The organism is Vreelandella glaciei (assembly GCF_013415125.1).
In the GTDB taxonomy this organism is placed as follows: Bacteria; Pseudomonadota; Gammaproteobacteria; order Pseudomonadales; family Halomonadaceae; genus Vreelandella; species Vreelandella glaciei.
Window position 1 is genome coordinate 49,808 of record NZ_JACCDE010000030.1, and the last position, 26,450, is coordinate 76,257.

Below are 26,450 nucleotides of genomic sequence, written 5' to 3' on the forward strand. Positions count from 1 at the left end.
ATTAAAAACGGGGCAGATCCGGGTGCGGCAGTTCGTTATTGTGAACATGCATGGCGCCAAACTCTGCGCAGCGCGCCAGGGTCGGAATGTTCTTACCAGGATTGAGCAGGCGCTTGGGATCGAATGCCGCTTTCAGGGCATGGAAAACGCTGATCTCATCCGGCTGGAACTGGCTGCACATCTGATTGATTTTTTCCCGCCCGACGCCGTGTTCGCCGGTGATCGAGCCGCCTGCGGCTACGCAGAGTTCAAGAATCTTGCCGCCCACCTCTTCGGCAAGCGCCAACTGACCCTCTTTATTGGCATCAAACAGGATCAGCGGGTGCATATTGCCATCACCTGCGTGGAACACGTTGGCGACCGCGAGGCCGCTCTCTTCGGAAAGCGCGGCAATGCCTTTGAGTACCCGGGGGAGTTCGCGGCGGGGGATAGTGCCATCCATACAGTAGTAGTCCGGCGACATGCGACCCACCGCGGGGAAGGCATTTTTTCGCCCGGCCCAGAACTTGGCGCGCTCGGCTTCATCCCGGGCCTGCTGAATATTGGTGGCACCGGCGGCTTCCAATACACGGCGCACGGTGTCGCAATCGTCGTCCACGTCGGCTTCAACGCCATCCAGCTCGCAGAGCAGAATCGCTTCGGCGTCGAGGGGGTAGCCCGCTTTGACAAAGTCCTCGGCGGCTTTGATGGCCAGTTTATCCATCATCTCCAGGCCACCGGGAATGATCCCCGCAGCAATGATATCGCCCACAGCGCGGCCGGCTTTTTCGACATCGTCGAAGCTGGCCATCAGTACTTTGGCGGTCTCCGGCTTGGGCAGCAGCTTGACGGTAATTTCGGTGACCACGCCGAGCATGCCTTCGGAGCCATTTATCAGAGCTAACAGATCAAAACCGGGCGCATCGAGGGACTCGGCACCCAGTGTCATGTGCTCGCCTTCGATGGTGAGCACGTCCACACGCATGACGTTATGCACCGTCAGGCCATATTTTAAACAGTGCACGCCACCGGCATTTTCAGCCACATTACCGCCGATGGAGCAGGCAATTTGTGAGGAGGGATCGGGGGCATAATAGAGCCCGAAAGGTGCGGCGGCCTCGGAAATCGCCAGATTGCGAACGCCGGGCTGAACGCGGGCCATCCGTGCATCGGGGTCAACGCTCAGAATCTTGTTAAACCGTGACATGACCAGCAGCACGCCCTGCTCCAGCGGCAGGGCGCCCCCTGAGAGTCCGGTGCCCGCACCGCGGGTAACCACGGGTACGCCCAGGGTATGGCAGCGCTTGAGTAACCCTTCAACCTGTTGAAGGGTTTCCGGCAACGCCACCAACATCGGCAGTACGCGATAGGCCGCCAGCCCATCGCATTCGAAAGGGCGTAAGTCTTCTTCACGGTGCAGCAGCGTCATATCGGGAACCGCTTGCTGCAGGTCGCTCAAGACCTCGCTTTTATCTCGCTGGACCAATTCGCCGTCCAGGCGCTCATCAAAGAGGATATTCATCATGACATCCCATGTTTATTATCGTTAAAGGCGAACGCTGAAAAGTTGTCCATGGGCCGCCCACCTAACATGGCCTCAATTTGGGCTTTTTTTATCGGTCTGTCTAGGCTGTGGTGCATTGGTCTGACCAGTAATTGGTCGACAGGGGTGCCTTGTTTGTTTAGTACTGGGTCGAGTCCTGGCAAGCTGGTCATATCGCCCATTAGGAGAGTCACCATGGCAGCAGAGAATCAAGCCTTGTCCCCCGGGCAGCGTAGGCCGGATCAGGTGGCTACTCGGCTTGAACGTCTTATTCTGGATGGCGTTTTTCGCCCCGGCCAGTTGCTCCCTTCGGAACGGCGGCTGTGTGATCGGCTTGGCGTCTCCCGCGCGTCGTTACGCGAGGGATTAAGAATTCTGCGCAGCAAGGGGATTATCGACACCCGCCAGGGCCATGGATCGACGGTGGCGACGCTGCTACCCGTCAATCAGCAAAGCCCCCTTATGCACTTGTTTAAAGACCATCCGCGCACGCTGTTCGATCTGCTAGAAGTGCGCGCCCTGTTAGAAGGGGAATCGGCACGTTTGGCGGCAAGCCGGGGCACCTCCGCTGACCGCGTGCTGATCACCCGCCGTTATCACGAAATGGCCGACTATGCGGAAACCGCCGAGCCGATCGATGTCGAGCGGCTGGCTAGATTTGATCACGCCTTTCATTTGGCGGTTTCCCAAGCATCGCATAATCCAGTGTTGGTACACACGCTGCAGAGCCTGACCGATTTATTGCTGAGTTCGGTATTCGCTTCGGTCAAACACCTTTATCATTTGCCTGTGCCGCGGGCGATGATCAATCAGCAGCATGCTCAACTGCACGATGCCGTTGTCAGCGGCGATGCAGAGCAAGCAAAACAGGTGGCGCTAGAGCATCTCTCCAGCATTAGCCAACTGCTGCGTGATCTGGAGGTGGAGCACGATCGGCTGGAGCGATCCTCCATGCGCCTTGAAGAGTGGCAATAGCTAAGTTAACTGTTAGCCGCACTTTTATCGTCTTCGGTGTCAATCACGCCTGCTAAGGTAGCCACTTCAATCTTATTGCACAGATGGTCACGGAGAATTTGGCCGAGCAATTGGCTGTCACGCTTTTCAAGTGCAGCCATCATATTTTCATGATCTTTTACCGCCTGGCTCCAGTAGCGTTCGGTCATCTTCTTGGAGTAACGCACGCGCTTAATGCGCTGACTTAGATTGCTATACATCTCTTGCAGCACATCGTTATTGGACGCCGCCAGAATGCTTTCGTGAATCTGCCGATTGACCTGGAAATAGGGCATTAGATCCCGGTTACGGTAGTGTTCCAGCATCGTGTCGTGTAGCTGACGAATGGCGGCAATTTCAGCGTCACTGATGTACTGGCAGGCAAGCTCCCCCGACAGTCCCTCTAGTGCGGCCATCAGGTCATAGGTGTCTTTAACGTTTTTTAAGGTTAACCGCACCACCCGCGCGCCGCGATTGGGTAGCAGTTCAATCAGTCCTTCAGTGGCGAGTACTTTCAATGCTTCCCGCAGCGGCGTACGCGATACACCGAAGCGATCGCACAGCTGCTTTTCCGAAATACGTTCACCGGGTAGCAGCTCTCCGTGCTCAATCAGGTCGCCAATTCTATCGGCCACTTCGCGATATAAATTGCGTTGCAAGATCTTTGTCATTCGTAAGTTCCTTGTCAGCGGCTCGCTTGTTTGCTTGCCAAGCTACCCAGACCACCTAGTTCAATGTGAGCACGATGCCATCTTTGCATAGTGGCTTTTGTTGATATGATCTGCAAAAGTAATTATGAATTCAATATTCCTTTGGTGGCGCTTTTGTCCACCATCGCTATCTACGACGTCGATGTGCTTACCAAAACCGCGTACTTACCAAGACAACGTGCTGACAACAACTGAGTGACAACAAAAAAGGTAACTCTTATGGCCGGACAAGTATTTCACTGCAGCGTACAGCTCACCCGAGAAGAGGGCAGAAAGATCATTGATGGTGCCATGGCGCAGGCGCGCGAAGCAAAATTGCCGCCGTTAACAATCATCGTGCTAGACGGCGGTGGCCATGTGATCGCCGCAGAGCGGGAAGATGGCTGTGCGCCATTGCGGTTTCCGGTTGCGCAGGGAAAAGCTTATGCCTCGTTGGGCATCGGTGTTGCCAGTGGGGTAAGTGGCGCCCGTAATGCCGAGCGCACCGCTTTTGTTGCCAGTGTGGCGGCGGCTTCCCAGGGGCATTTTGTAGCGGTGGCCGGCGGCGTCCCCATTCTAGATCAGCAAAATTGTGTGATTGGTGCGGTGGGGGTTAGCGGTGCTTCATCTGAGGAGGATCAGCAAGCGGCGATTGCCGGTATTGAGCGGGCCGGTCTGCGCTGGGGGCTTGAACCGGACTAAGTGTTAGCAGAAAGATGTTAAATGAAGCGGGCAGCGGTCGAATCGAGGCGCTGTCCGCTTTTTTTTACGATTACTTTTTATTAGCCCTTTTTAAATCAACTGGTTGCAGTGAGATTTTCGTGTCGAGACGAAAGTTTAATACCTAATTTTGAATTTTGAATTCAAATTGAGGTGGAGGATGTTTCATGAGTAGCGCTAGATCAACAATAAGTAGATCTACTCAAGCGACGCCTTTTGCAGGCGCTATCGGGTGCCAGAGCCACGATGGTGACATTGCTAACAACAACAAATGCTTTACCTGGAGTTCACAATGAAATTGCTCAAAACAGCACTCGTTACGGCCGTTGTGTCGTTTGGCTTGCAGGCCGCCGCCGCCAACGCCCAGACGGAAATTCGCCTTGGCCATGTCGGTGGCCCTGGATCACTGTTTGAAATTTCTGCGAATCGCTTTGCCGAACTTGCCAACGAACGTTTGGAAGGCGTGGCGGAAGTAAACGTTTTTGGCAATAGCCAACTGGGTGGTGACGAATCGATGATGCGTCGCCTGCGGTTAGGGTCTTTAGATCTCTCGTTGCCCTCGACAGTAATGAGCTCTGAATCCGCTGAGTTTGCACTGTTCGAGATGCCTTACTTGATCCAAGACCGCGAACATATGAAGCGCGTGCGTGAAGAGATCGTTCGTGGCCCGCTGTATGACGCTGCAGAAGCCCGTGGTTTTAAAATTATTGGCGTGTGGGAAAATGGCTTTCGCCAGATTACTAACAACGAGAGACCAATCGTAACGCCAGAAGATCTCGAAGGAATAAAGCTGCGCGTACCTGGCGGCACATGGCGTATCGATATGTTCCGTAGCTACGGCGCGGCACCTTCGCCAATGTCGCTGTCGGAAGTGTTTGTTGCCCTGCAAACAGGCGCAATGGATGGCCAGGAAAATCCCTTTATTCAAACCTACTCCTCGCGCTTCCACGAAGTTCAAGACTACCTCTCGATCTCTAACCACGTTTATACACCCGCTTATCTGACCGCCGGTGTAAGTTGGAACCGCCTGCCTGAAGAAGTGCAACAGGTACTCGAAGAAGTCGCTGTCGAGATGGAAGATTTTGTGCTGGAAGAGGGGCAGCGGCTAGACGATGAAACTCTGGTGAAAATGCGGGACGAAGGCATGAAAGTGAATGAAGTCGACTTCGATGCCTTTGTTGAGGCCTCTGAGACCATTTACAGCAAGTTTGCTGACGAAGTGGATGGTGGCCAGGAAATGATTGACGCCGTGACTGCTCTTCGCGAGTAAGCAAAGCGCCACTCTTTAGAGGTGCGTCGCTACTTGGCGGGGCGCCTCGCCTTTCGGAGGTCTCAATGAGTACTTTTACAAAGTTCAAGAACGCATATTTTTCGTTTCTTGAAGGCATCGTGGTCTTTTTGGTAATTGCGCTTGCCGTTGTCGTAACACTAGGTTTTGTAACCCGCTATCTAGGCTCTCCATTAAGCTGGTATGACGAACTAGCCGCCGCTTTACTGGCTTGGGTGACTTACTACGGCACAGCTTTAGCAGCCGCTAAAGGCGCGCACATTACCTGTCCAAGCGTGTTGAACATGTGTCCTCCCGCTATTCGGGTGCCGATCGCGCTGTTAGCTGAAGCTATCACTATCGGGTTCTTCGTTTTCTTGGGTCTCGCGAGCTACCAAGTCATGTTGATTCTCGAAGGCGTTGGCATGGTCAGCCTCCCAGGGGTGTCTATGCAACTGGTTCACTCGGCGATTCCCGTTGCTGCTGTGCTGTTCATTATTGCAGAACTGCTGCGGATCCCTGATGTGATTAAAAGTGCGCGCGGTAGAGGCTTTATTGACCATGAGCTTGAAGAAGCCGGCATCGACGCTGAAGAAGTCGCCACCGTCAGCACGCATCAGCGAGGATAAGTAAACACCATGGTCATACTGTACATATTCTTAGCACTAATAGTGCTTATTCTAATTAACGTGCCGGTGGCGGTTGCCTTAGCGCTGGTAGGAACGATTGCCACCTTTATGACATACGGCAACATGGCGATGCCTACGGTGGGCATGACTATGTTTGAGGGCGCGACCAATTTTCCGCTTATTGCCATACCGCTGTTTATTTTAGCGGGCGCCATTATGAACGCGTCGAGTATCTCTCGGCGTTTGATTGACCTAGCCATGGCAATGGTAGGGTTTATCAAAGGCGGTTTGGCGATGGTGACGATCGGCGCGTCGGTATTTTTTGCTGAAATCTCTGGGTCGGCAGTGGCGGGTGTATCGGCGATCGGCAGTATTCTGATCCCGGCTATGCGCAAGAAAGGCTACTCAAAAGAGTTTGCGGCCTCTATCTCATCCTCTGCGGCAAGCCTTGCGATCATTCTCCCACCCTCTATCCCGATGATTCTTTATGCGGTGATGTCGGGCGAATCAGTGGTGCAAATGTTTGTGGCGGGTATTTTGCCGGGCTTGTTGGGCGCGATGGGCTTAGCCGCGATGTGCTACTACTTGGCGCGCAAGAACAACTTCCCCTCTGAAGGACGGTTCCGGGTTTCACAGCTTTGGACAGCTTTTAAAGAAGCCATCTGGGCGCTATTGATTCCAGTTATTATCCTGGGCGGTATCTTTGGTGGTTTCGTTACGGCAACTGAAGGCGCTGCGTTGGCGGTATGTGTCGCGATCTTTATCAGTGCGGTGGTTTATCGCGAATTCACTATCAGAAATTTCATTGATTCTTGTAAGAGTGCTGGTGTGCAGACCGCTGTGGTCATGCTGCTGGTGGCCGCGTCTGCAGTGGTGGGGGGCTATCTTACTGAGACCCGAGTGCCTCAAGAAATCGCCATGCAAATCAGCGAGCTAACCAACAATAAATATCTTATTTTGGCACTGCTTAATGTTATTTTCTTGATTTTAGGTATTTTCCTGCACTCTGCAGCGGCCATCATCCTGGTGGTACCGATCGTCCTGCCGTTAGTACTTGAAGTGGGTATCGACCCGCTGCACTTTGGTTTGATCGTGACGCTGAACCTAGCCATTGGTCAGCAAACTCCGCCGGTGGCCAGCGTCCTCATCGCGTCTTGTTCAATCGCCAAGTCAGATGTATGGGCCACATCCAAAACCAATCTGTGGTTTATCGCCGTCCTGTTCGCCGTGCTAATGATCAATACCTACATCCCGGCGTTTGCGCTGGCGTTGGTTAACTTTATCTACGGCTAAGCAGCTATACGCGCTGGTTGCCGGGTGTTATGAGCCCGGCACCACGCCCAAACAGGAGACGAAAATGAGCAATCTTGACGAATCACAGGCTGCCCAGAGCGTCACATTTTCCGTTCGTAATGGCGTGGCCTGGATTGGTTTTAACCGGCCCCAGAGCCGCAATGCGATGACCTGGGAAATGTACGATGCCCTGGAAAAGCACTGCGATCAGTTGGCCGAGGATGACACTGTGTATGCCGTGGTGCTTCATGGCGTGGGCGGTGAAGCCTTTGTCGCGGGCACTGATATTAGCCAGTTTTCGGGTTTCACTCAGCCTGAAGACGCGATTGCCTACGAGCGACGCATTGACCGCGTAGTGGGCAAGCTGGAAACCTTTCCCAAGCCGACCCTGGCATTGATTGAAGGCGCCTGCGTGGGCGGCGGTGCGGCGCTAGCGCTGGTGTGTGATTTCCGCTACGCCACCCCGACGATGAAGTTTGGCGTGCCGATTGCCAAAACGCTGGGCAATACGCTCTCGATTAACAACGTCTCGCGCATGATCGACATGCTTGGCGTTGCACGCACCAAAGAAGCGCTAATGATGGCTCGGCTATTTGGCGCCGAAGAATCCCAGGCTGCAGGCCTAATAAATCAACTGTTTGACGCTGATGCAATTTACGCTGAAGTGACTGCGCTGGCGGAAGCCTTTGCCAAGCGGTCGCCGTTGACGCTACAGGCCAGCAAGGCGTTGATTGGACGTGCGCTAGAGCAGCGGAGACTCCCTGCCGATGCCAGCGACGACTGGGTCACCATTTGCTATATGAGCCGAGACTTTGCCGCCGCGGTGGATAAGTTCGTCAATAAAACGCCCTTTGAGTGGTCTGGTCATTAAAGGTCAAGGAGAGAGCGCATGCTTCCCCTACAAGATATAAAAGTACTTGATGTATCACAGATTATGGCCGGCCCCTACTGCACCATGGTGCTGGCGGACATGGGCGCCGAAGTCATTAAAGTCGAGAAGCTCAATGGCGGAGACGACAGCCGCCAAATGGGCCCCTACGTGAATGGCGAATCGACCTGCTTTTCACAGATTAACCGCAACAAAAAAAGTATCTCGCTGAATCTTAAAGACGAACGGGCGCGGCAAATATTCTATCGCTTGGCCGCTGATGCGGATGTCATCGTTGAGAACTACCGGCCTGGTGTGACCAAGTCGCTTGAGATCGATTACGACACTATCAAAGCAATCAACCCCGGCATCGTTTACTGCTCAATTTCCGGTTACGGGCAAACCGGCCCCTATAGTCATAAAGGCGGGTTTGACCTGGTCGCACAAGGCATGACCGGCCTGATGTCGATGACCGGGGAGGAGGGCAAGCGCCCGCTGAAAACCGGCATTGCGGTTTACGATATTGGCGGTGGTTTAACCGCGGTCTACTCGATTCTGGCGGCGTGTATCCACAAGATGAAAACCGGTGCTGGCCAGCATATCGACATCGCTATCACCGAGTGCGGTTTGCCCTGGTTTACCTGGGAAGCGGCGGCTTACTTCTCTGAAGGTACCGTGCCTGGGCCAACGGGCTGGCGCCACCGTGTTTCCGCGCCTTATCAGGCAGTCAAAGCCAGCGATGGCTATTTGATGCTCGGCTGCGCCAACCAGCGCACCTGGGAGCGCTTCTGCCAGGACGTACTGAAGCGCGAAGAACTCATGCAGGACCCCCGCTTTATTACCAATCAGGACCGTGGCCAGCACGTTGAAGAGCTGGAGGCGCTGCTCGAAGAGCTAATGGCGAATCAAAGCGTGGATGAGTGGCTAACCCTGTGTGACAGCGCAGGTGTACCTGCCGGACCAATCAACGACTTCGCCCAGGCCATGCAGGATGAGCACTATTTAGCGCGCGGCATGGTGCAAGAGATGGAGCACCCGGTAATGGGCAAAATGAAAACCATCGGTTTTCCGAGCAAATTCTCAGAAACACCGTCGCAAATTCGCAGCCCCGCGCCGCTCTTTGCCCAGCACACCGATGAAGTGCTCGATAGTTTAGGGTTCTCCGGCGCTGAGCTTGACGCTTTACGTGCTGAAGGATGTATCAAATAGCGCTTTTTTGATGTGAGTAATTGCATTCATTATCCATTTTGAATAACGCTAATTGGCAGAGCCAACGTTTAGCCTGACAACAACAAACAGGAACCTCATCATGTTAAAGCTTAATTTTCATCCATCCGGCCGTCACTTTTTGCAAATTCCTGGCCCCTCGCCGGTGCCAGACCGTATTTTACGGGCGATGAGCCTGCCCACAATCGATCACCGCGGGCCTGAGTTTGGTGCCCTGGGCCTTGAGCTGCTGAGCAAGATCCAAAAAATCTTCAAAACCGAGAACCCGGTGATTATCTACCCGGCGTCGGGCACTGGTGCCTGGGAAGCTGCCTTGGCCAATACCATGTCACCGGGCGACCGTGTGCTGATGTTTGAGACCGGCCACTTCGCCACGCTGTGGCACAAAATGGCCCTGCGTTTGGATATCCAACCTGAGTTTCTGGGCTTGCCGGGCTACGAAGGCTGGCGCCACGGTGTTCAGGCCGACATGATCGAGGCGCGCCTTAAAGAGGATACCAACCACGAGCTAAAGGCTGTGTGTGTGGTACATAACGAAACCTCTACTGGCGTGACGAGCGATATCGCCGCCGTGCGTAAAGCCATCGATGCAGCTGGCCATCCCGCACTGCTGATTGTCGATACTATTTCTGGTTTGGCCAGCGCCGACTACCGCCATGATGAGTGGGGCGTGGATGTAACGGTTTCCGGCTCGCAGAAAGGTTTGATGCTGCCGCCGGGCATCAGCTTTAACGCGCTTTCGCCTAAATCGATTGAAGTTAGCAAACAGGCGAAATTGCCGAAAAGCTTCTGGGCATGGGATGAAATTCTCGAAGCCAACAAGAACGGCTACTGGCCCTACACGCCCAGCACCAACCTGTTGTATGGCCTTAACGAAGCGTTGGATATGCTGCTGGATGAGGGCATGGACAATGTGCTGGCCCGCCATCAGCGCTGGGCCGCTGGGGTGCGCGCGGCGGTAGAGGCGTGGGGGCTTGAGATTCAGTGTTTAGATCCGTCGGTTTACTCGCCGGTGCTGACCGGTGTGGTGATGCCCGAAGGTGTCGATGCGGATGCGGTGCGCAAGATTATCTATGAGCGTTTTGACCTTTCATTAGGCATGGGGCTGGGTAAGGCCAAAGGCAAAATGTTCCGGATCGGGCATTTGGGCGACTGCAACGATTTAACGCTGATTGCCACGCTGGGTGGCTGTGAGGCGGGCATGAAGCTGTCCGGCGTTAACCTTAAAGGCAGTGGCGTAACGGCTGCTTTGGACTACTTTGCTGCCAACCCGCTTAACGCAGGCGAGCGCTAAACGACGGGAGAGCCATATGACGTCTCTGACGAACCAATACCCGTCCCGCGATGCCAAGATTAAACCGCTCGGCGAACTAGCCGAGCGGTTATCCCGAGAGATGGCCGGGGAGGTGCTGTTTGACCGGGCCACTCGGGGGCGCTATTCAACCGACGCTTCTATTTATCAGGTGACGCCGGTAGGCGTGGTCATCCCGCGCCATCAGGAAGATCTGAAAATTGCCCTGGATATTGCCCGTGATGCCAGGGTGCCCATCTTGGCCCGGGGCGCGGGCACTAGCCAGTGTGGTCAAACCGTCGGTGAAGCCCTGGTGATCGATACTACCCGCTGGCTCAATCAGGTGATTGAGTTTGACGCCGAGGCGCGCACCGTGGTGGTGGAGCCGGGCATCGTGCTCGACCACCTTAACGCCTGGCTCAAACCTCATGGGCTCTGGTATCCGGTGGATGTTTCCACCAGCGCCCAGTGCACCATCGGTGGGATGGCGGGCAATAACTCCTGCGGGTCACGCTCGATCTACTACGGCAATATGGTGCACAACGTGCTGGGCGTCGACGCGCTACTGGCTGACGGCAGCGCGGCGAGTTTTGGTTTCGTTGACCGCTTCGCGGAAGGCTCGCGGGAGCAGCGCCTCGCCCAGCAGGTGAGGGCGATTGCGGAGCGGGTAGGCCCGGAAATTCGCGATCACTTCCCTAAGGTGTTGCGCCGGGTCGGGGGTTACAACCTGGATCTATTCGATTGTCAGAATCCGATGCCCTACGACCCAGGCAACCGTGCCAACCTGGCCCATCTGCTGGTGGGTTCGGAAGGCACGCTCGGGGTGAGCCAGCGTATTAAGCTCCGGCTTTCACCGCTACCTGAGCAGAAGGTGCTGGGTGTGGTGAACTTCCCGACCTTTTACCAGGCGATGGATTTCACTCAGCATATCGTCAAGCTTGGCCCCACGGCGGTGGAGCTGGTTGATCGCACCATGATCGAGCTGTCGCTTGAGAATCCAGCGTTCCGCCCGGTCATCGAGAAGGCGCTGATCGGCAAGCCCGAGGCGATTTTGCTGGTGGAGTTTGCCGGTCACGACCACGCCAAACAGCTTGAAGCGCTGCGCGGGCTGAATGAGCTTATGGGCGATTTAGGTCTGCCGGGCAGCGTGGTGGATATGCCCGAAGCGGCCGAGCAGAAAGCGCTGTGGAACGTGCGCAAAGCCGGACTCAACATCATGATGAGCATGAAAGGTGACGGTAAGCCGGTCTCCTTTATTGAAGATTGCGCGGTGCCGCTCGAACACTTGGCCGAGTACACCAATAAGCTCACCGAGGTGTTCAACCGCTACGGCACTGAAGGTACCTGGTACGCCCACGCCGGTGTCGGCACGCTACACGTACGGCCAATTCTCGATATGCGCCGGGACGGCGCCGAGAAAATGCGTGAAATCGCCGAGCTGGCCTCCGCGTTGGTGCGTGAATACAAAGGCGCTTACTCCGGCGAACACGGCGACGGCATCTGCCGTGGCGAGTGGGTGGCGTGGCAGTTTGGCGAAACCGTCAATAACGCCTTCCGCGAAATAAAACAGCTGTTTGACCCGGAAAATCTGTTCAACCCCGGCAAAATCGTCGATACCCCCAAAATGGATGACGAGCGCTATTTTCGTTTTCCCAAGAGCTATACCACCATTCCACTGACGCCGGTCTTCGACTGGTCCGCCTGGAACGTGAAGCGCGATCCGCTCACCGGCGAACAGTCGCCCCCCGGGACCGGCGGCGACGACACCCATGGCTTGGCCATGGCGGTGGAGATGTGCAACAACAACGGCCACTGCCGTAAGTTTGATGCAGGCACTATGTGCCCTAGTTTCCGCGTGACAAAAGATGAGCAACACCTGACCCGTGGCCGTGCTAATACCTTGCGTTTGGTGCTCTCGGGTCAGTTGGGCGATGAAGGATTGGCCAGCGACGATGTGAAAGAAGCGCTGGATCTCTGCGTCTCCTGCAAAGGCTGCAAGCGTGACTGTCCTACCGGCGTCGATATGGCCAAGTTCAAGATAGAGGCGCGTACCGCCCGCGCCCGTGTCAAAGGCTTATCCCTGCGTGATCGTATAGTCGGTGAAATGCCGCGCTATGCGCCCTGGGCTAGCAAGTTTTCTGCCCTGGTGAATGGTGTTGAGCGGGTGCCGTTTCTGGCTAAGCAGATCAAACAGGCGTTAAAGCTGGCGCCCAAACGCTCGCTGCCGATGTTTAACGGTAATTTTCTCGCCAGTGCCGAGGCGTCTCGGCAGCCAGTCACCTCGGAACGGGAGGTACTGCTGTTTGTAGATACCTTCAATAACTATATGGAAGGTGATAACGCCAAAGCGGCCAAGCGGGTGCTGGAAGCGGCAGGCTACCGTGTGCATCTCAACGTAACCAAAGGGCAGCGGCCACTCTGCTGTGGGCGGACCTACCTCTCTTCGGGTCAGTTTGACAAAGCCAAGGCGGAAGCCAAACGTACGCTTGAACACTTGATGCCCTTTGTGGAGCGCGGCGTGGCGATTGTAGGCCTGGAACCCTCTTGCCTGCTCAGCATGCGCGATGAATTCCTGCAGTACGGCTTTGGCGAAGAGGCAAAAGCGTTGTCGTCATCGGCCTATCTGTTTGAGGAGTTTCTGGTCAAGGCACGGGCCGAAGATAAGCTTCCCCTCGAACTGAAACCGCTGAACTACGAGCGTGCGATGCTGCATGGCCACTGCCATCAAAAAGCTTTCGATGCGCTGCGCCCCGTCGAGCAGGTGCTGGGCTGGATTCCTGACCTCACCGTCGAGACTATCGAGTCCTCCTGTTGCGGTATGGCGGGTAGCTTTGGCTATGAAGCGGAGCACTACGACGCCTCGCTGAAAATGGCGGAGCTCTCGCTTTTACCTGCGATTCGAAAAGCGGATAGCAACGCCGTGTTGATTGCCGATGGCACGAGCTGTCGCCATCAGATTCACGATGGAAGTGGCCGCGAAGCGATTCACGTTGCTCGATTGCTGGAACAAGCGCTAGCCTGAAGGCGGAACACCAATAACAACCCAGGAGGTTAACGTGGCACTTTATCAATACGGCGAGCATCGCCCAGCGGTTCACGACGACGTTTACATTGCGGAAACGGCCGATGTGATCGGTCAGGTCACCTTAAAAGCGCGCTCAAGCGTTTGGTATCAAGCCGTGTTGCGCGGTGACACCGACCATCTTGAAGTAGGTGAAGAGAGCAATATCCAGGATGGCGCCGTGCTGCACGCAGACCCAGGCTTTCCGCTCAAGGTAGGTAAAGGCGTAACGGTAGGGCACCAGGCGATGCTGCATGGCTGCACCATCGGTGACGGCTGCCTGATCGGTATCCAGGCGGTCGTGCTCAATGGCGCGGTGATTGGTGAGAACAGCCTGGTGGGTGCCGGTGCCTTTATTAAGGAAGGCGCAGTGTTTCCGCCCAACTCGCTAATCGTCGGTTCGCCGGCCAAGGTAGTGCGGGAGCTTTCCGAAGAAGTCGTGGCGGGACTGAAGCAGAACGCTCAAAGCTATGTTGAACGCGGCAAGCTCCATAGCCAGCAGCTAAAGCGTATCGATTGACGTAAAACCCGCTGTCCTAAATAGCAAACCCCCAGGCCTTGGCCTGGGGGTTTGCGTTTCTAGCGTCGTTATTACAGCCCGTTCTACTTTATGGTCACATTAACGGATCTGTTACGCCAATCACGTAGAACGCAATGAGGGCGATGATACCGGTGAAGATGAGGTAGTAGAGCGTCGGTAGAATCGTCTTACGGATGGTGGCGCCTTCACGGCCGAGCAGGCCCACCGTCGCGGATGCCGCGACCACGTTGTGGATAGCGATCATATTGCCCGCCGCCGCGCCCACTGCCTGCAGCGCTACCATCATGGCCGTGGAAAGTCCCAGGGTTTCCGCAACGCTGAACTGGAATTCCGCCAGCATCAGGTTGGATACCGTGTTGGAGCCTGCAATGAAGGCGCCCATTGCCCCGACTGCTGGGGCAAAGAAGGGATAAATGCCGCCCACGCTATCGGCCACTGCCTGGGCCATCATCACCGGCATCGAGACAAGATCTGCGCCGTTAACGCCGGAGTTGATCAAGATACGCACCATCGGCACGGTAAAGATCAACACGAAGCCAGCACCAAATATCGTTTTGGTGGATTCAGACACCGCTGCGCTGATCTTTTGCGGGTTCATACGGTGAAGGAAGTAGGTAACGATAACCACGGCAACAATGATCCCACCCGGTAGGTAGAGCGGCTGAACGCCACCGCTTACGCCCGCTTCGCCAAGGATATTGCTCCAGCTGAGGTTGATCGACGTTAGTGCGCTACGCAGTGGTTCGATGGTGCGTGAGGCCACCAAAAACAGTGCCAACAGTACGTAGGGTACCCAGCCTTTGAAGGTGGACATTGGCGCTTTGCCTACAACGTCATCAAGCTTGATCTGTAGGTTACCGATCCACTCGTCAGGCCAAGAAGAGGACTCGGGGAAGTCCCAGGTATCTTTTGGCATCAGGAAGCCACGTTTGGCAGCGGGTACGACAATTGCCAAGCCCACCATAGCGCCGATCATTGAAGGGAACTCAGGGCCCAGCAGCACGCCTACCAGCATGTAAGGCACTACGAAGCAGATACCGGTAAAGATGGCGAAGGGGGTAATCGACAGCCCCTCTTTCCAGGAGCGGTTGGCACCGAAGAAGCGCACCATCACGGTAACCAGAATCAGCGGCATTAAAATGCCCACGATACCGTGAGTAATCGCCACTTCGCTGGTGACTAGCTGGAAGAAGACATCCCAGCTAGAGCCTACTGAGTCGAGTTCGGCGCTAATACCTGCGCGATCCAAGCCGCTACCGACACCGACCACAATAGGCGTACCCACTGCGCCAAACGAGACCGGCGTTGATTGAATCATCATACCCACAACCACCGCCGCAAGCGCCGGGAAGCCGAGAGCAACCATCAAGGGTGCGGCAACCGCGGCTGGCGTACCGAAGCCTGAAGCCCCTTCGATAAAGCAGCCGAACAGCCAAGCAACAATCAACGCCTGTACGCGGCGGTCGGGACTAATATCTGAAAAGCCATTACGGATAGCGGTAATGCCGCCGGAGTGCTTAAGGGTGTTAAGCAGCAAGATGGCGCCAAAGATAATCCACAAAAGACCCGCTGTTTGAATCAGGCCTTGAATGGTCGATGCCGCTACGCGGCTAAAGGACATATCCCACGCGGTTAAGCCAATAATGGCAGCGGTCAGGAAAACAATAGGCATCGCTATCTTGGCTGGTATTTTAAAACCTATGAGCAAAATACCGGCCAGTAACAGCGGCAGAAAGGCCAGAAGTGCAAGAATCGTTTCGTTCATGGAAGGAACTGCCCCTTGTTATTGATTTGGTATGCTCCGCAATAACCGTCTGGCTGTTGTGGTGCCAGTCGGGTGTAGGTGAAAGATACGTTTAGCCTAACAATATGACTACATTGGAAAATTGGTCTTACCAGTTTGGCGTGTGTTTAAGATATCGATTTATACCGCACTTTTTTTCATAGTTTATTGTTTTATAATGTTTTTTTAGAAATAAAGCCGAAGCTATAGCAAGCGCTGCTATTAGACTAATAGACAGTGCCTAGCCGTACCTCTTGCACGGCTAGTTCCTTGAGCTCATTGTTTAACTACGCAGCGTTTATAAATGTGGTTTTCTAACCACTTTTTACCAACAGTTTTTCAGCACCCAATGTAACGAACTAAAAGGCGGTAGTAATGGCACTTAAGCTTTATGACCTGTGCGGCCGTGACGAACGGCTACGCTTCTCACCTTACTGCTGGCGCGTACGGATGGCGCTTGCCCATAAAGGCCTGGAATTCACCACCGTGGCATGGCGATTCCTTGATAAAAAAGCGCTGGAGTTTGCCGACTACGACAAAGTGCCGGTGCTGTGCGACGGCGAGCAGGTTGTCACCGACAGCTTCGAGATCATGCGCTATCTGGACAAAGCGTATCCCGAGTCACCCGTGTTGGGCGAAGGCGTCAGCTATCAGCGGGCTTTACTGTTCAAATACGTCGTTGAGCGCAGCGTGAATCCGGCGCTATTCCGTATTATCGCCATGGATCTGTTCGCAGCAATACATCCTGGTGACCAGGCCTATTTCCGCGAAACCCGTGAGGCTCGTTTTGGCTGCACGCTAGAAGAGTTTCATCAGCCTGAGCAGGGTAAACAGAAGCTTCAACAGGCGCTGGCGCCGGTACGTGACCTGCTGCGGGAGAGCGCCTTTTTAGACGGTGATGCACCCAGCGGCTGCGACTACTTATTGTTCGGCAGCATGATGTGGGCCCATGTCGTATCATCACAGGCGGTAGTAGAGCCGGGCGACCCGGTAGACGAGTGGTTCAAACGCATGCTTGGCGTACACGACGGGGCGGCCAGCACCGCTCTGACCGTGCGGGAGATATAACGCTCGCTGCGCGCTATATCTAACCATGGCGGTACATTCGTGTGCCGCCAGCTGCATTTCGAAAGCTTGATGGGCTCATAATGAGCCAATCAGTGTTTTCATAAAGGAGATGGCAATGATTGACCTGTACTACTGGACAACACCTAACGGCCACAAAATCTCCATCATGCTCGAAGAAGCCAAACTGGCGTATCGAGTGAAGCCGGTTAACATTGGCCGGGGCGAGCAGTTTGACCCTGAATTTCTCTCTATTGCCCCTAATAACCGTATCCCGGCCATTGTCGATCACTCCCCGCAGGATGGCGGTCAGCCGCTTTCGATGTTTGAGTCTGGCGCGATTCTGGAATACCTCGCCGATAAGAGCGGTCTTTTCTTGCCTGCTGCGGGCCGCGAACGTTATATCGTGCTGCAGTGGCTTCACTGGCAAATGGGCGGTTTAGGCCCGATGGCAGGCCAAAACCACCACTTTTGCCATTACGCCCCGCAGAAAATTGAGTATGCCATCGAGCGTTACGTGCGTGAAACCAATCGCCTTTACAGCGTGTTGGATCAGCGCCTGGCGAATCACACTTATGTGGGCGGCGATGACTACTCGATTGCCGACATGGCGATCTACCCCTGGATTGTTCCTTGGGAAAAACAGCGTCAAACCATTGAAGAGTTCCCCGACCTAGAGCGCTGGTTCGAGATGGTCAAAGCACGCCCAGCCGTGCGCCGAGCCTACGCATTGGTCGAAGATGTTAATCCTCAGGCGGGTGTAGAAATGGACGAACAGGCGCGTAAGCATTTGTTCGGTAACCGCTAGTAGCCAGGATGCCGCCAGCGTTTTGCACTGACCAGAAGTGAGCAGGCGCAGCATGAGTAAAAAACCATGTTGCGCTGCACAAAAAGCACTGCTAGCTTTAAGGACAGCAGAGGCAACAGCCTGGCTAACAACCGCCTAATGAGGCGTGTTTATGTGCTAGCTCACATCTGGAGATATGAAGATGACGAAAGCTACTGATAAGACAACGCAACAGTTTGAGTCCGCATTTGTTTCACCCATGCGTTCTTACACGCTAACAGCCCTTGATTACTACGATCAGCTTTTCAGTGCACAAATGGACGCTTTCCGTGCCTACTCTGATATGGCAATTTCACAAGCGCGCACTTGGCTTGATGTAAAAGATGCAGACAGCTTCAAAAAGGCCATGGAGAGCCAGCAGAAAACGGCTGGCGAGTTTATGGAGCGAGTGAAGGGCGACACTGAAAAAGTGACTTCCATCGGCCAAAGCTTTGCTCAAGACAGCCAAAAAATGGCAGAAGAAACCTCTAAAAAAGCGGTAGAGACTGCCAAACAGTGATCTAGCCTGTACCACCGCTTAAAGATGCCGTGCCCAAAGGGTTCGGCATTTTTGTTTTCGTTTGCCCGTCATCGCATGATTAACGGTTTTGATACTCCGCTTCGTCCTTCGCCAGCTTGGCGCGCCTATCAGGCTTGCCCGGCAGGATGGCATCCAACAATAAAGCGGCGAGTGCAGCAGGCACTAAACCTGACTTAAGCAGCAGCCCCATTTGCCCCGGCATGGTTTCTGAAATCGCCTCGACGGCAGGCAGACCTATCCCCAGGCTTAGCGATACGGCGATGATCAGCATATTGCGTTGATCCAGCTCGCACTCTTTGATGATTTTAAGACCCGCCGACGCGATCATGCCGAACATCACTACACCTGCTCCGCCAAGTACCGCAGGCGGCATGGCGGCGACCAGCCCGCCCAGCTTGGGAAATAGCCCCATGGCGATCAATAGCAGCCCGCCGATAGTCACCACGTGGCGACTGACTACGCCAGTGAGGGTAATCAGGCCAACGTTCTGCGCATAAGCGGTGTTGGGCAGGGTGTTGAAAACGGCGGCAAATGAAGTTGCTACCCCATCGGCCATAACGCCGCCAGAGAGCTCACGGTCTTTAGCGGGGCGGCCAGCGCCAGTGGTGGTAATCGCGGAGATATTGCCAATCGTTTCTAGCCCCACCACAAACATAATCAGCGTCATGCCGATGATCGCGGTACCAGAAAACGTCATGCCGTATTCCAGTGGTTTGGGTAGCGCGAACCAAGCGGCGTTGCTTAGCGAGGTAAAATCGACCTTGCCAAGAATGATGGCAACCGCATAGCCCGCCACTAAGCCAAACAGAATCGAAGACGCTTTTATAAAGCCATGCCCATACTGATGAATGGCAATCGTCACGCTGAGGACAAACAGCGCCAACAGCAAGTTACCAGGCGATGCGAAGTCATCCGCGCCAACGCCACCCGCGGCGTAATTGAGTCCCACCGGCATCAAGGTAATCCCGATCAAGAGCACCACGATGCCGGTCACCACCGGCGAGAACCAGTGGCGAATCTTCTTTAAAAAGGCGCCGAGAACAATTTGTAGCAGCCCAGCCACAAAGGAAGCACCGAGCACAGCGGGCAGGCCAAATGCTTTAGCCAACGGTAGTGCCACCGGCAAAAAACCAAAGCTGGTGCCCTGCACAATAGGCAGGCGGGCGCCTATTGGTCCAATACCGATGGTTTGTACCAGCGTGGATACCCCCGCCACAAACAGCGCCACCTGGATTAAAAAGATCTGCTCCGCCGGGTTGGCGCCAATCACGCCGGCAATAATAATTGGCGGCGTTACGTTACCAGCGAACATGGCCATGATGTGCTGTAGGCCGAGTGGAATCGCTTTTGAGAGCGGCGGCATCGCGTCGGGGTTTTGATTAATGGTACGCGAAGGCCGCGTCTGAGCGTCGGGCGGAGTGGACATAAAGAGCCTTTATTCGCAGTGGGTGGCATTATTATCATCTTGCATCCATTAACTAATAAAAGTGTATACAAGAAATAAATGCAATAGCCCCTTCGGCGAATAGGCGTCAACGCTTTGGTTTATTGCTCGGCCCGCGCCCTTAAACGAAAGCGCGCAATACGGATAATTTGCTCAATCGCCGTTTTTCTTTCGGTGGCTGGGTCGTTGTTCAGGCGCTCTTCAAAGGCAGCAAGAATGTCATGCCGATCCAGCCCTTTAACGGCAATCACGAAAGGAAAACCAAACTTCTCCTTGTACGCCGTGTTGAGATATTCAAAGCGCGCAAACTCTTCAGGGCTGCACTGGTCGAGCCCGGCGCCTGCCTGTTCGCTGGTTGAATCTTGAGTGAGCTCACCTGCCATGGCGGCTTTGCCTGCCAAGTCTGGGTGCGCCTGAATCACTTTAATTTGCTGTTCACTGCTTGCCTGCTGCAACATAAGACCCATCAGCGCGGCCAGTGCGTCGGGCGCATCGTGGGCGTCAGTCAGGCCATGCTGCCAAGCCGCTTCGGCTACCCAAGGAGAGTGCTCATAAACATCCCCATAGTGATGGGCAAGCATTTCCAGGCTGCACTGACTCGGTGCGGGGGAAAGCAGTAACGGGTGATTTGTAGGCATTGGCACTCTCCAAAACGAATAATATTAAAGCGACGATTGCTCAAATGTGCTGGAATAGAATTACTGTATACAATAAATAGCAGTAACGGTACTCTTTGACCAATAGGTCAAGACAACCAAACAACGTTATAAATAAGGAGTGGCCATGGGGCGTTTAACCACCCACGTACTGGATACCGCCAAAGGTCAGCCCGGTCAGGGCATTACCATTGAGGTGTTTCACCTTACCGGCAGTGATCGCCAGCATCTGAGCACCGTAATCACCAACAGTGACGGGCGTTGCGATGCACCTATTTTAGAAGGTGATGCGCTCACACCAGGGGAGTACGAGCTGGTGTTCCATGCCGGTGATTACCTGCGTGCCCAAGGCGTTGAAGCTAATGAGCCGCGATTTTTAGACGTAATCCCGCTGCGCTTTGGCGTCGCCGATGCCAGCCAGCACTACCATGTGCCGCTACTCCTCTCGCCCTATGGCTACTCAACTTACCGCGGTAGCTGATAGGGGAGTTCCGTTATGCAAGCATACCTAATCGATTTTGTTAATTTGCTGCTGCGCTGGCTGCATGTGATTGCGGCTATCGCCTGGATCGGTGAGTCTATCTATTTTGTGATGCTGGATAATAGCCTGCGCACACCAAAGGCTGAGGAAGACCGCGAGAAGGGCGTCTTTGGTGAAATGTGGTCGGTGCATGGCGGTGGTTTTTACCACAACCAGAAGTATGCCACCGCTCCCGCCAAGCTCCCCAATGATCTGCACTGGTCATTTTGGAAAGCCTATACCACCTGGCTTTCCGGCTTTGCGCTGTTTGTTATTCTCTATATGGTCCATCCGGGCTTCTATCTGGTAAATCCCAATAGCCCCTGGGAGTGGGCCGCCAACATGACCGGCTGGCAGGCCAACGTGCTGGCACTGGCATTCTTGCTCGGTGGTTGGGTGGTTTATAACGAGCTGTGTAAGCGCATTAGCCCCAATATGGATCGCGACGGCCTGCTCAGCATTGCGGTTGCCGTGATGATGGTGATCGTTGCCTACCTGAGCACGCAAATGTTTACCGGCCGTGCCGCCTTCTTACTCACGGGTGCGGTAATGGCGACGGCGATGTCGGCTAATGTTTTCTTCTGGATTATTCCCGGCCAGCGCCGCATGGTAAAAGCCATGAAGGCGGGCGATGCGCCCAATCCGCTGGATGGCAAACGCGGCAAACAGCGCTCGGTGCATAACACCTACTTCACGCTACCGGTCGTGTTGCTGATGGTGAGTAATCACTACTCATTTATCTACTCCCATGAGCTTGCCTGGGTGGTGATGGTGCTGTTTATCTTTGCCGGTGCCTTGATCCGTCAGTTCTTTGTATTGATGCATGCAGGCAAAACCCAGCCAGCGTATCCCGCCTTTGGGGTAGGGCTTATTCTGTTAGCCTTTTGGGTGGCGGCGCCGAGTGCGTCATCACCGGGCGGCGTGGACGGCACGGAAGGGCCAGACCAGGCGCAAATCACCGGGTTGATAGAACAGCACTGTGTACAATGCCATGCCAGTAATCCCGAGCATGAAGGCTTTTCAGCGCCTCCCGCCGGGTTTGCTTTCGATAGCTGGGATGAGATTCTGGGCCAAAAAACGCAGATTCAGCAGGTCGTGGCCAGCCGCTACATGCCGTTAGGCAATATGACCAACATGAGCGATGAAGAGCGCGATATCATTGCCGCTTGGGAGTAACGATCAGAGAGGCTAGCTATGAGTGATGCGCAGGCGCCGGAAAAACGGCGCGCTCCTGCTAAAGAAGTTAAAAATAGCAAAGAGGGCGATGAGCGCCACGATGCGATCTATCGCTCCGTAAGCGATGCCATTGTCGAGCAGCGCTTAAAGCCCGGCGCACGGCTGCGCGAAGATGCGCTGGCGGATGTATTCGGCATTAGCCGCACCGGCATTCGTAAAATCCTGCAGCGCCTGGCGCTGGAGCAGTTAGTCACGCTAATACCACGCCGTGGCGCCAGCGTCACCCGGCCCACCGCCGACGAAGCCAAAGACGTATTCGTTGCCCGCCAGTTGATCGAGTGCGGATTAATGCCCGATGTAGCCCGGCGCATGGGCGAAAAAGAAGCAGCGGAACTGCGCGAAATGGCCCGCCAAGAGCGCCAAGCCCTGCGCAGCGGCCAGCAGAGCGTCGCCATTCGGCTATCGGCTGACTTTCACGTGCGCCTTGCGCAGCTCTCAGGTAACGCCACCCTGGCAGAGTTTGTCGAACGCCTCTGCTCGCGCTCATCGCTGATACTCGCCGTCTACGGCCACCGCGGCCATTTAGGCTGCGAATCCCACGACCACGATGACCTGATCGGCTACCTGGAAACAGGTAATGGCGAGCGCGCCAAAGCCTTTATGAGCCGCCACCTGAAAGCTATTGAGGCGTCGCTCTCAATGGTGGAAGAGGAGGAGAACGTGCCGGATTTGCAGCAGATATTTGGGGGTTAAGGGCGCTAGTTTGTAGTGTTAGCGCTTTTAGCACGGCTTGAGGCTCTTTAGATACGCCGTTCAATAATACTAGGCTGTGAGGCCTTGAGTGGATCGCCGATCCGACGCCTTGGTGGAGGGTGTTGTGTGGGCTAGGGGGTAGAATTCATCGGCTACGCGATTATGCCCGGTGGAGCCAATAACCCGGCTTGCGGCTTTGATGCATTATCGCAACTACGTGACAGGTAGAAATGGAAGGCTTATAAACGATAGCGTACGGGAACTTTGTCAGCAAAAATCTGCGTGTTCGCTTACCGAATTTCGGCCACGTTTCTGGCAACGACTTTATCGATTCGAAGGCAGACTCAAGTTCGCTGACGAAATCATCCCCCAAACCAACGGCCTGTTGTTCGTACCATGAGTAAGCCTCTTGTAGCTCACCATAAATATCTGGATGAAAACTCAGCTCAGTCATTACGAAGGACGCTTAAGTTGGCCTTTAATTTCTTCCCATGACACCCCTTGAACTTTGCCCGTCTCAAGCTCATCAAGCCGCTGTTCAGCAAGAGAGAGCCAAGCAGCATCGACCCCTTCATCTTGCTGAGTTTCAAGGCTAGAAATCAGCCAATGGGCAAGTAAAGCTCGATCATTAGCTGAAAGCCCTTTTGTCTCTTGAATGACTTGTTCGAGTCTCATGATTGTGGAACCTCTTCGCATGAGCAGATTACTTTTCAATTCTAGCATGCCGGAGACGGGGGGAGAGAAACGGCATAATGCCTTGCTCACCGGAAAATTAGGAGCGTAGCGAGTAATTTTTCCGAGTGCATCTACTTGTTGGGCGGCAACGACACGGGGCTTGATGGAGATCTTGAAGCTGCGCCGAAAATAGAGCTCCCACTACTCCAAAAGCCTTTCCGGAGCATCCATATCCTCGTGAAGCACACGAACAACAAGCACTTCCGATTCATGCAGTTGATAAAAAACAGCGTGGTGCTCGACCTGTAATCTGCGATACCCAGAAAAAACATGGTCGTAGTTAGCGCCAAGTGATGGATAATCAATCAGCCGTTTCATGCCGGTCTCAAGCCGATCCAGGTAATTATCCGCCTGATCTACGCCCCATTCCTCACAGGGATACACCCAAATTCCAATGAGATCTGATTCCGCCTTTGGCGTCACATTCAACTCAAGCACTAATCAACCGCCTTGATCCGCTTACGGCCAGCCGTCTTAATAGCCGATATATCCAGGGGTTTCGGGTTCCCGCTTGACTCACCCTCAACGAGGGCTTGCCTCAGCATGGCAAGACGTTGTTTGGCCTGCTGATCCCTGCGGATGAGATCGCGGATGTATTCACTATCGTTGCCAAAGTGGCCGCTTTCAATCTGGGCTTTCACCCAGCCGTCTTGCTGTTCAGTCAGCGTGATGGTTTTCCGGTGCATGCTCATGGCTGATACTCCTAACATGGGAGAGGTATGACATTATCATACTCATCCCGCCCCCTGAATCAATGATGCTCTTACGCCCGCATTTGCGGTTGGTTTGGAGCGCAGCGGAAAACCAATCCGAGTTTGTTAGAGCTTTTTGCATGTAAACATACAATATCGTGGGGTTTCCCATTTGGCTCCATATTTTTCTTGAATATGTTCATCTGGATAAGTTTCATCAAAGCCGTCGATAGCGAAACCGGACTCAACCAGCTTATTAAAGTATTCTGACAATGGCCTGTGGTGATACGGAACTCCACTTATTGTATTTTGCGAATCTTTTGTGATGGTAAATGACACGTTTTTTGTCATTGATACCATGTAATTATATTCATCTCCAAAAAAATTCTTGTAGTCATTATAAAAGCAGGGATGTGGGATTGAGAAAATAAAGTACCCGTTCTTCTCGATGTGCTGACCGATCGATCTAAAAAAAGCAGAAAGATCATCAACAACGTGTGCAACAAGGTGAGAGAAAGCGACCTCGTAAATCGTATCTTGCTCTAACTCGAACGATGTGCAGTTTACCAATTTTACGTCGGTTGAAGACAAAACATCTTGGGCGACCAAGTACATACCTAAAGAAGGTTCTATTGCCGTGACCGAAAAACCCAATTTAGATAGTTCAATGGAAATGTGTCCAGTTCCAGCGCCGACTTCCAGAACTCGACTAGGCCTAAGTCCCTTAATGCGGCTTACTATAAGAGGCTTGAATACTTCATTGAATGTTAAGTCTATCCCTGACTCAATTTGCTCTCGACGTATTTGTGCTGAATTGCACCATCTATGCGGCATTAGACAGCTCCTTAGATTTTCTAATTATGTCCTTCGCCATTGCAATTATTTGAGGTCCAGAATTATTGTCGAAAATTGTTATCTCATGATCAGGGTGAACACCTCGTGCTATGGCAAGCTTTTCAGCACCGCTACGGTCGCCATTCACTAATGTAAATCTTGCTTCAGGAGAAACTTGTTCTTTCGTAATAATGAAAGATGCGCCTTTCAGCTTTTCTCTGAGCACCTCTGGAACTGCACTTGGCGTAATAATTTCAATGCGAGTACCGCTCTCAATTTTGGATTGAAGAATAGATATCAATTTATCGTCACCAACAAGCCACGAAACTCTGTTACTCACTACCGTCGCACTTGTTCCCATAGAGATAAATTTCTCCATAAACTTAAGTGTATCCTTTGGTTCTTTATCCGTTTGCGTGTCAGGCAGATACTTCATCCCCTTTTTTGCAAGCATAAGAATTACTACGACTACCTCTATTATTACGGAACCAATTAGCCACTCCAAATGAGGAAGCTCTTTGGCCTCTGAGGAAAACCATGCATAGCCAATTCCTGCGAGCGTCATAGCAGCAGTGAGACCAGTAATCCAAAGAAATAGATAAAGCGTGTGTTTTACAAGGTTTTGCATTTCTGTCCTTTAATGACGCTGACATTTGAAACTTCGTGAGCTCTAACGCTCGGCTTTGCGGCGAGCCGAAGCGAAGCGTAGGCGCGTCCGACAAAAGCCGCTTGTTAACCCTGAAACTGCGGGATCATTGACCACTCTTGAGAGCCTTTTTGGTGCAACACGCCACAGAACTGTATGCTCTTACCCTGTTTAGCTTTTACTTTGACAAGTATCGGCATTTTAGGCGTCAAGCCCCTGAACGCGGAAACAAGCTGACCGTTATAGGTAATTCCGTTATTTAGTTTAATGTTCTTGTTGAATCCCGCTTTTATTGGGTCTTCATGCGGAGTGCTGAATTCCAGATCACCTTCGTCATTCATTACAAGAACAACGAAGCTCGCAATGGGCTCAAGATAATGCTGAGCGACCAGATGTATGTCTAATTCCTGGTCACTGCCTCCTACTGTAAATCCAACATTCGAGTACGGTGCTTGATTCGATCTCTGATATCCATTCATTCCTTGAATTACGTTAACCATTTGCGCGACCGCAGCCTCAATTCCCACAGAGTAAAGGTCAATGTAAAGTGTCTGAGATAAGTGCCTATTCAAAATTAATCGCGTGATCAGTTCCGTAACCACCGAGTAAGCGGTGTACCTCTTCACGTAGACGTTCAAACGAGAGATAGGCACTCAAGGGCAGCCAGGTGTACTTCAT

At 53.6% G+C, this 26,450-nt stretch carries 28 protein-coding genes and 1 pseudogene; 16 read left to right on the forward strand and 13 right to left on the reverse strand.

Going from position 1 to position 26,450, the window contains the following annotated elements:
* Position 1: 1 nt before the first annotated feature.
* Positions 2-1,501, reverse strand: coding sequence for a glycolate oxidase subunit GlcD (gene glcD, locus HZS80_RS18080; RefSeq protein WP_179916867.1), 1,500 nt, complete (start codon positions 1,499-1,501; stop codon positions 2-4).
* Positions 1,502-1,717: 216 nt separating this feature from the next.
* On the opposite strand from glcD, the gene glcC reads away from it, so the two are divergent.
* A complete protein-coding gene (glcC, locus tag HZS80_RS18085; protein WP_179916849.1) occupies positions 1,718-2,497 on the forward strand; it encodes a transcriptional regulator GlcC in 780 nt (259 codons plus the stop codon).
* 5 nt (positions 2,498-2,502) lie between these two features.
* Here the strand turns inward: glcC and HZS80_RS18090 are convergent, their stop codons facing one another.
* Positions 2,503-3,186: a GntR family transcriptional regulator gene (locus tag HZS80_RS18090; protein WP_035562260.1), complete on the reverse strand. Its 684-nt coding sequence runs from the start codon at positions 3,184-3,186 to the stop codon at positions 2,503-2,505.
* Positions 3,187-3,444: 258 nt separating this feature from the next.
* Between HZS80_RS18090 and HZS80_RS18095 the strand changes: the two genes are divergently transcribed.
* From HZS80_RS18095 to HZS80_RS18135, 9 genes are all read left to right on the forward strand, one after another.
* Complete coding sequence (locus tag HZS80_RS18095) at positions 3,445-3,906, forward strand: GlcG/HbpS family heme-binding protein (RefSeq protein ID WP_035562263.1); 462 nt, start codon at positions 3,445-3,447, stop codon at positions 3,904-3,906.
* A 310-nt stretch (positions 3,907-4,216) separates the two neighbouring features.
* A complete protein-coding gene (locus HZS80_RS18100) occupies positions 4,217-5,194 on the forward strand; it encodes a TRAP transporter substrate-binding protein (protein WP_035562266.1) in 978 nt (325 codons plus the stop codon).
* A gap of 65 nt (positions 5,195-5,259) precedes the next feature.
* Positions 5,260-5,820 (forward strand): TRAP transporter small permease, encoded by a 561-nt coding sequence (locus tag HZS80_RS18105; RefSeq protein WP_035562269.1) that lies wholly within the window; start codon positions 5,260-5,262, stop codon positions 5,818-5,820.
* 9 nt (positions 5,821-5,829) lie between these two features.
* A complete protein-coding gene (locus HZS80_RS18110; protein WP_035562272.1) occupies positions 5,830-7,113 on the forward strand; it encodes a TRAP transporter large permease in 1,284 nt (427 codons plus the stop codon).
* Between the two features lie 64 nt (positions 7,114-7,177).
* Positions 7,178-7,984, forward strand: coding sequence for an enoyl-CoA hydratase/isomerase family protein (locus HZS80_RS18115; RefSeq protein WP_179916850.1), 807 nt, complete (start codon positions 7,178-7,180; stop codon positions 7,982-7,984).
* A gap of 18 nt (positions 7,985-8,002) precedes the next feature.
* Positions 8,003-9,190: a CaiB/BaiF CoA transferase family protein gene (locus HZS80_RS18120; protein WP_035562277.1), complete on the forward strand. Its 1,188-nt coding sequence runs from the start codon at positions 8,003-8,005 to the stop codon at positions 9,188-9,190.
* A 100-nt stretch (positions 9,191-9,290) separates the two neighbouring features.
* Entirely contained in the window at positions 9,291-10,502 is a 1,212-nt protein-coding gene (locus HZS80_RS18125) for a pyridoxal-phosphate-dependent aminotransferase family protein (protein ID WP_179916851.1), read from the forward strand.
* Positions 10,503-10,518: 16 nt separating this feature from the next.
* Positions 10,519-13,521, forward strand: coding sequence for an FAD-binding and (Fe-S)-binding domain-containing protein (locus HZS80_RS18130; RefSeq protein WP_179916852.1), 3,003 nt, complete (start codon positions 10,519-10,521; stop codon positions 13,519-13,521).
* A 34-nt stretch (positions 13,522-13,555) separates the two neighbouring features.
* Positions 13,556-14,080: a gamma carbonic anhydrase family protein gene (locus HZS80_RS18135; protein WP_035562286.1), complete on the forward strand. Its 525-nt coding sequence runs from the start codon at positions 13,556-13,558 to the stop codon at positions 14,078-14,080.
* Between the two features lie 94 nt (positions 14,081-14,174).
* Here HZS80_RS18135 and HZS80_RS18140 read toward each other — a convergent pair whose 3' ends face one another.
* Positions 14,175-15,866: an L-lactate permease gene (locus HZS80_RS18140; RefSeq protein WP_035562289.1), complete on the reverse strand. Its 1,692-nt coding sequence runs from the start codon at positions 15,864-15,866 to the stop codon at positions 14,175-14,177.
* A 393-nt stretch (positions 15,867-16,259) separates the two neighbouring features.
* Between HZS80_RS18140 and HZS80_RS18145 the strand changes: the two genes are divergently transcribed.
* The 3 genes from HZS80_RS18145 (at position 16,260) to HZS80_RS18155 (ending at position 18,295) form a co-directional block, all read left to right on the forward strand.
* Complete coding sequence (locus tag HZS80_RS18145) at positions 16,260-16,952, forward strand: glutathione S-transferase family protein (RefSeq protein ID WP_179916853.1); 693 nt, start codon at positions 16,260-16,262, stop codon at positions 16,950-16,952.
* 115 nt (positions 16,953-17,067) lie between these two features.
* Complete coding sequence (locus HZS80_RS18150; protein ID WP_179916854.1) at positions 17,068-17,757, forward strand: glutathione binding-like protein; 690 nt, start codon at positions 17,068-17,070, stop codon at positions 17,755-17,757.
* Between the two features lie 181 nt (positions 17,758-17,938).
* Positions 17,939-18,295 carry a phasin family protein gene (locus HZS80_RS18155; RefSeq protein WP_035562299.1) on the forward strand — a complete coding sequence of 119 codons (357 nt, stop codon included), beginning with the start codon at positions 17,939-17,941 and terminating at the stop codon, positions 18,293-18,295.
* 79 nt (positions 18,296-18,374) lie between these two features.
* On the opposite strand, the gene HZS80_RS18160 is transcribed toward HZS80_RS18155, so the two are convergent.
* Together HZS80_RS18160 and uraD are read right to left on the reverse strand one after the other, a co-directional pair.
* The gene (locus HZS80_RS18160) at positions 18,375-19,742 is read right to left on the reverse strand and encodes a uracil-xanthine permease family protein (RefSeq protein ID WP_179916855.1); all 1,368 of its coding nucleotides are present in this window, start codon (positions 19,740-19,742) and stop codon (positions 18,375-18,377) included.
* Positions 19,743-19,861: 119 nt separating this feature from the next.
* On the reverse strand, positions 19,862-20,398 hold the full coding sequence (gene uraD / locus HZS80_RS18165; RefSeq protein WP_179916856.1) for a 2-oxo-4-hydroxy-4-carboxy-5-ureidoimidazoline decarboxylase: 537 nt from the start codon (positions 20,396-20,398) through the stop codon (positions 19,862-19,864).
* A gap of 145 nt (positions 20,399-20,543) precedes the next feature.
* On the opposite strand from uraD, the gene uraH reads away from it, so the two are divergent.
* From uraH to HZS80_RS18180, 3 genes are read left to right on the forward strand one after another with little or no spacing between them, the layout of a single operon-like run.
* On the forward strand, positions 20,544-20,897 hold the full coding sequence (gene uraH / locus HZS80_RS18170; RefSeq protein WP_179916857.1) for a hydroxyisourate hydrolase: 354 nt from the start codon (positions 20,544-20,546) through the stop codon (positions 20,895-20,897).
* Positions 20,898-20,912: 15 nt separating this feature from the next.
* A complete protein-coding gene (locus HZS80_RS18175; protein WP_179916858.1) occupies positions 20,913-22,112 on the forward strand; it encodes a urate hydroxylase PuuD in 1,200 nt (399 codons plus the stop codon).
* Between the two features lie 18 nt (positions 22,113-22,130).
* Positions 22,131-22,865, forward strand: a complete 735-nt coding sequence (locus HZS80_RS18180) for a GntR family transcriptional regulator (RefSeq protein ID WP_179916859.1) — start codon at positions 22,131-22,133, stop codon at positions 22,863-22,865.
* 160 nt (positions 22,866-23,025) lie between these two features.
* Here HZS80_RS18180 and HZS80_RS18185 read toward each other — a convergent pair whose 3' ends face one another.
* The 8 genes and pseudogenes from HZS80_RS18185 to HZS80_RS18220 form a co-directional block, all read right to left on the reverse strand.
* A complete protein-coding gene (locus HZS80_RS18185) occupies positions 23,026-23,319 on the reverse strand; it encodes a type II toxin-antitoxin system RelE/ParE family toxin (protein WP_179916860.1) in 294 nt (97 codons plus the stop codon).
* Positions 23,319-23,540, reverse strand: a complete 222-nt coding sequence (locus HZS80_RS18190) for an addiction module protein (protein ID WP_179916861.1) — start codon at positions 23,538-23,540, stop codon at positions 23,319-23,321. The genes HZS80_RS18185 and HZS80_RS18190 overlap by 1 nt, the downstream gene beginning before the upstream one ends.
* 201 nt (positions 23,541-23,741) lie before the next feature.
* Positions 23,742-24,038 carry a type II toxin-antitoxin system RelE/ParE family toxin gene (locus tag HZS80_RS18195; RefSeq protein WP_179916862.1) on the reverse strand — a complete coding sequence of 99 codons (297 nt, stop codon included), beginning with the start codon at positions 24,036-24,038 and terminating at the stop codon, positions 23,742-23,744.
* On the reverse strand, positions 24,038-24,292 hold the full coding sequence (locus HZS80_RS18200) for a type II toxin-antitoxin system ParD family antitoxin (RefSeq protein ID WP_179916863.1): 255 nt from the start codon (positions 24,290-24,292) through the stop codon (positions 24,038-24,040). The genes HZS80_RS18195 and HZS80_RS18200 overlap by 1 nt, the downstream gene beginning before the upstream one ends.
* A gap of 126 nt (positions 24,293-24,418) precedes the next feature.
* The gene (locus HZS80_RS18205) at positions 24,419-25,126 is read right to left on the reverse strand and encodes a class I SAM-dependent methyltransferase (RefSeq protein ID WP_179916864.1); all 708 of its coding nucleotides are present in this window, start codon (positions 25,124-25,126) and stop codon (positions 24,419-24,421) included.
* Positions 25,116-25,754 carry a hypothetical protein gene (locus HZS80_RS18210; protein ID WP_179916865.1) on the reverse strand — a complete coding sequence of 213 codons (639 nt, stop codon included), beginning with the start codon at positions 25,752-25,754 and terminating at the stop codon, positions 25,116-25,118. Before HZS80_RS18210 ends, HZS80_RS18205 begins: the two co-directional genes overlap by 11 nt.
* 104 nt (positions 25,755-25,858) lie before the next feature.
* A complete protein-coding gene (locus HZS80_RS18215; RefSeq protein ID WP_179916866.1) occupies positions 25,859-26,272 on the reverse strand; it encodes a hypothetical protein in 414 nt (137 codons plus the stop codon).
* 64 nt (positions 26,273-26,336) lie between these two features.
* A pseudogene (locus tag HZS80_RS18220) lies at positions 26,337-26,450 on the reverse strand (IS630-like element ISHsp2 family transposase); the annotation flags it as partial.

Bases quoted from the DNA above. Each gene is read 5' to 3' on its own strand.
- glcD (WP_179916867.1), bottom strand. From the start codon at position 1,501: ATGAATATCCTCTTTGATGAGCGCCTGGACGGCGAATTGGTCCAGCGA.
- glcC (WP_179916849.1), top strand. From the start codon at position 1,718: ATGGCAGCAGAGAATCAAGCCTTGTCCCCCGGGCAGCGTAGGCCGGAT.
- HZS80_RS18090 (WP_035562260.1), bottom strand. From the start codon at position 3,186: ATGACAAAGATCTTGCAACGCAATTTATATCGCGAAGTGGCCGATAGA.
- HZS80_RS18095 (WP_035562263.1), top strand. From the start codon at position 3,445: ATGGCCGGACAAGTATTTCACTGCAGCGTACAGCTCACCCGAGAAGAG.
- HZS80_RS18100 (WP_035562266.1), top strand. From the start codon at position 4,217: ATGAAATTGCTCAAAACAGCACTCGTTACGGCCGTTGTGTCGTTTGGC.
- HZS80_RS18105 (WP_035562269.1), top strand. From the start codon at position 5,260: ATGAGTACTTTTACAAAGTTCAAGAACGCATATTTTTCGTTTCTTGAA.
- HZS80_RS18110 (WP_035562272.1), top strand. From the start codon at position 5,830: ATGGTCATACTGTACATATTCTTAGCACTAATAGTGCTTATTCTAATT.
- HZS80_RS18115 (WP_179916850.1), top strand. From the start codon at position 7,178: ATGAGCAATCTTGACGAATCACAGGCTGCCCAGAGCGTCACATTTTCC.
- HZS80_RS18120 (WP_035562277.1), top strand. From the start codon at position 8,003: ATGCTTCCCCTACAAGATATAAAAGTACTTGATGTATCACAGATTATG.
- HZS80_RS18125 (WP_179916851.1), top strand. From the start codon at position 9,291: ATGTTAAAGCTTAATTTTCATCCATCCGGCCGTCACTTTTTGCAAATT.
- HZS80_RS18130 (WP_179916852.1), top strand. From the start codon at position 10,519: ATGACGTCTCTGACGAACCAATACCCGTCCCGCGATGCCAAGATTAAA.
- HZS80_RS18140 (WP_035562289.1), bottom strand. From the start codon at position 15,866: ATGAACGAAACGATTCTTGCACTTCTGGCCTTTCTGCCGCTGTTACTG.
- HZS80_RS18145 (WP_179916853.1), top strand. From the start codon at position 16,260: ATGGCACTTAAGCTTTATGACCTGTGCGGCCGTGACGAACGGCTACGC.
- HZS80_RS18150 (WP_179916854.1), top strand. From the start codon at position 17,068: ATGATTGACCTGTACTACTGGACAACACCTAACGGCCACAAAATCTCC.
- HZS80_RS18155 (WP_035562299.1), top strand. From the start codon at position 17,939: ATGACGAAAGCTACTGATAAGACAACGCAACAGTTTGAGTCCGCATTT.
- HZS80_RS18160 (WP_179916855.1), bottom strand. From the start codon at position 19,742: ATGTCCACTCCGCCCGACGCTCAGACGCGGCCTTCGCGTACCATTAAT.
- uraD (WP_179916856.1), bottom strand. From the start codon at position 20,398: ATGCCTACAAATCACCCGTTACTGCTTTCCCCCGCACCGAGTCAGTGC.
- uraH (WP_179916857.1), top strand. From the start codon at position 20,544: ATGGGGCGTTTAACCACCCACGTACTGGATACCGCCAAAGGTCAGCCC.
- HZS80_RS18175 (WP_179916858.1), top strand. From the start codon at position 20,913: ATGCAAGCATACCTAATCGATTTTGTTAATTTGCTGCTGCGCTGGCTG.
- HZS80_RS18180 (WP_179916859.1), top strand. From the start codon at position 22,131: ATGAGTGATGCGCAGGCGCCGGAAAAACGGCGCGCTCCTGCTAAAGAA.
- HZS80_RS18185 (WP_179916860.1), bottom strand. From the start codon at position 23,319: ATGACTGAGCTGAGTTTTCATCCAGATATTTATGGTGAGCTACAAGAG.
- HZS80_RS18190 (WP_179916861.1), bottom strand. From the start codon at position 23,540: ATGAGACTCGAACAAGTCATTCAAGAGACAAAAGGGCTTTCAGCTAAT.
- HZS80_RS18200 (WP_179916863.1), bottom strand. From the start codon at position 24,292: ATGAGCATGCACCGGAAAACCATCACGCTGACTGAACAGCAAGACGGC.
- HZS80_RS18205 (WP_179916864.1), bottom strand. From the start codon at position 25,126: ATGCCGCATAGATGGTGCAATTCAGCACAAATACGTCGAGAGCAAATT.
- HZS80_RS18210 (WP_179916865.1), bottom strand. From the start codon at position 25,754: ATGCAAAACCTTGTAAAACACACGCTTTATCTATTTCTTTGGATTACT.
- HZS80_RS18215 (WP_179916866.1), bottom strand. From the start codon at position 26,272: ATGGTTAACGTAATTCAAGGAATGAATGGATATCAGAGATCGAATCAA.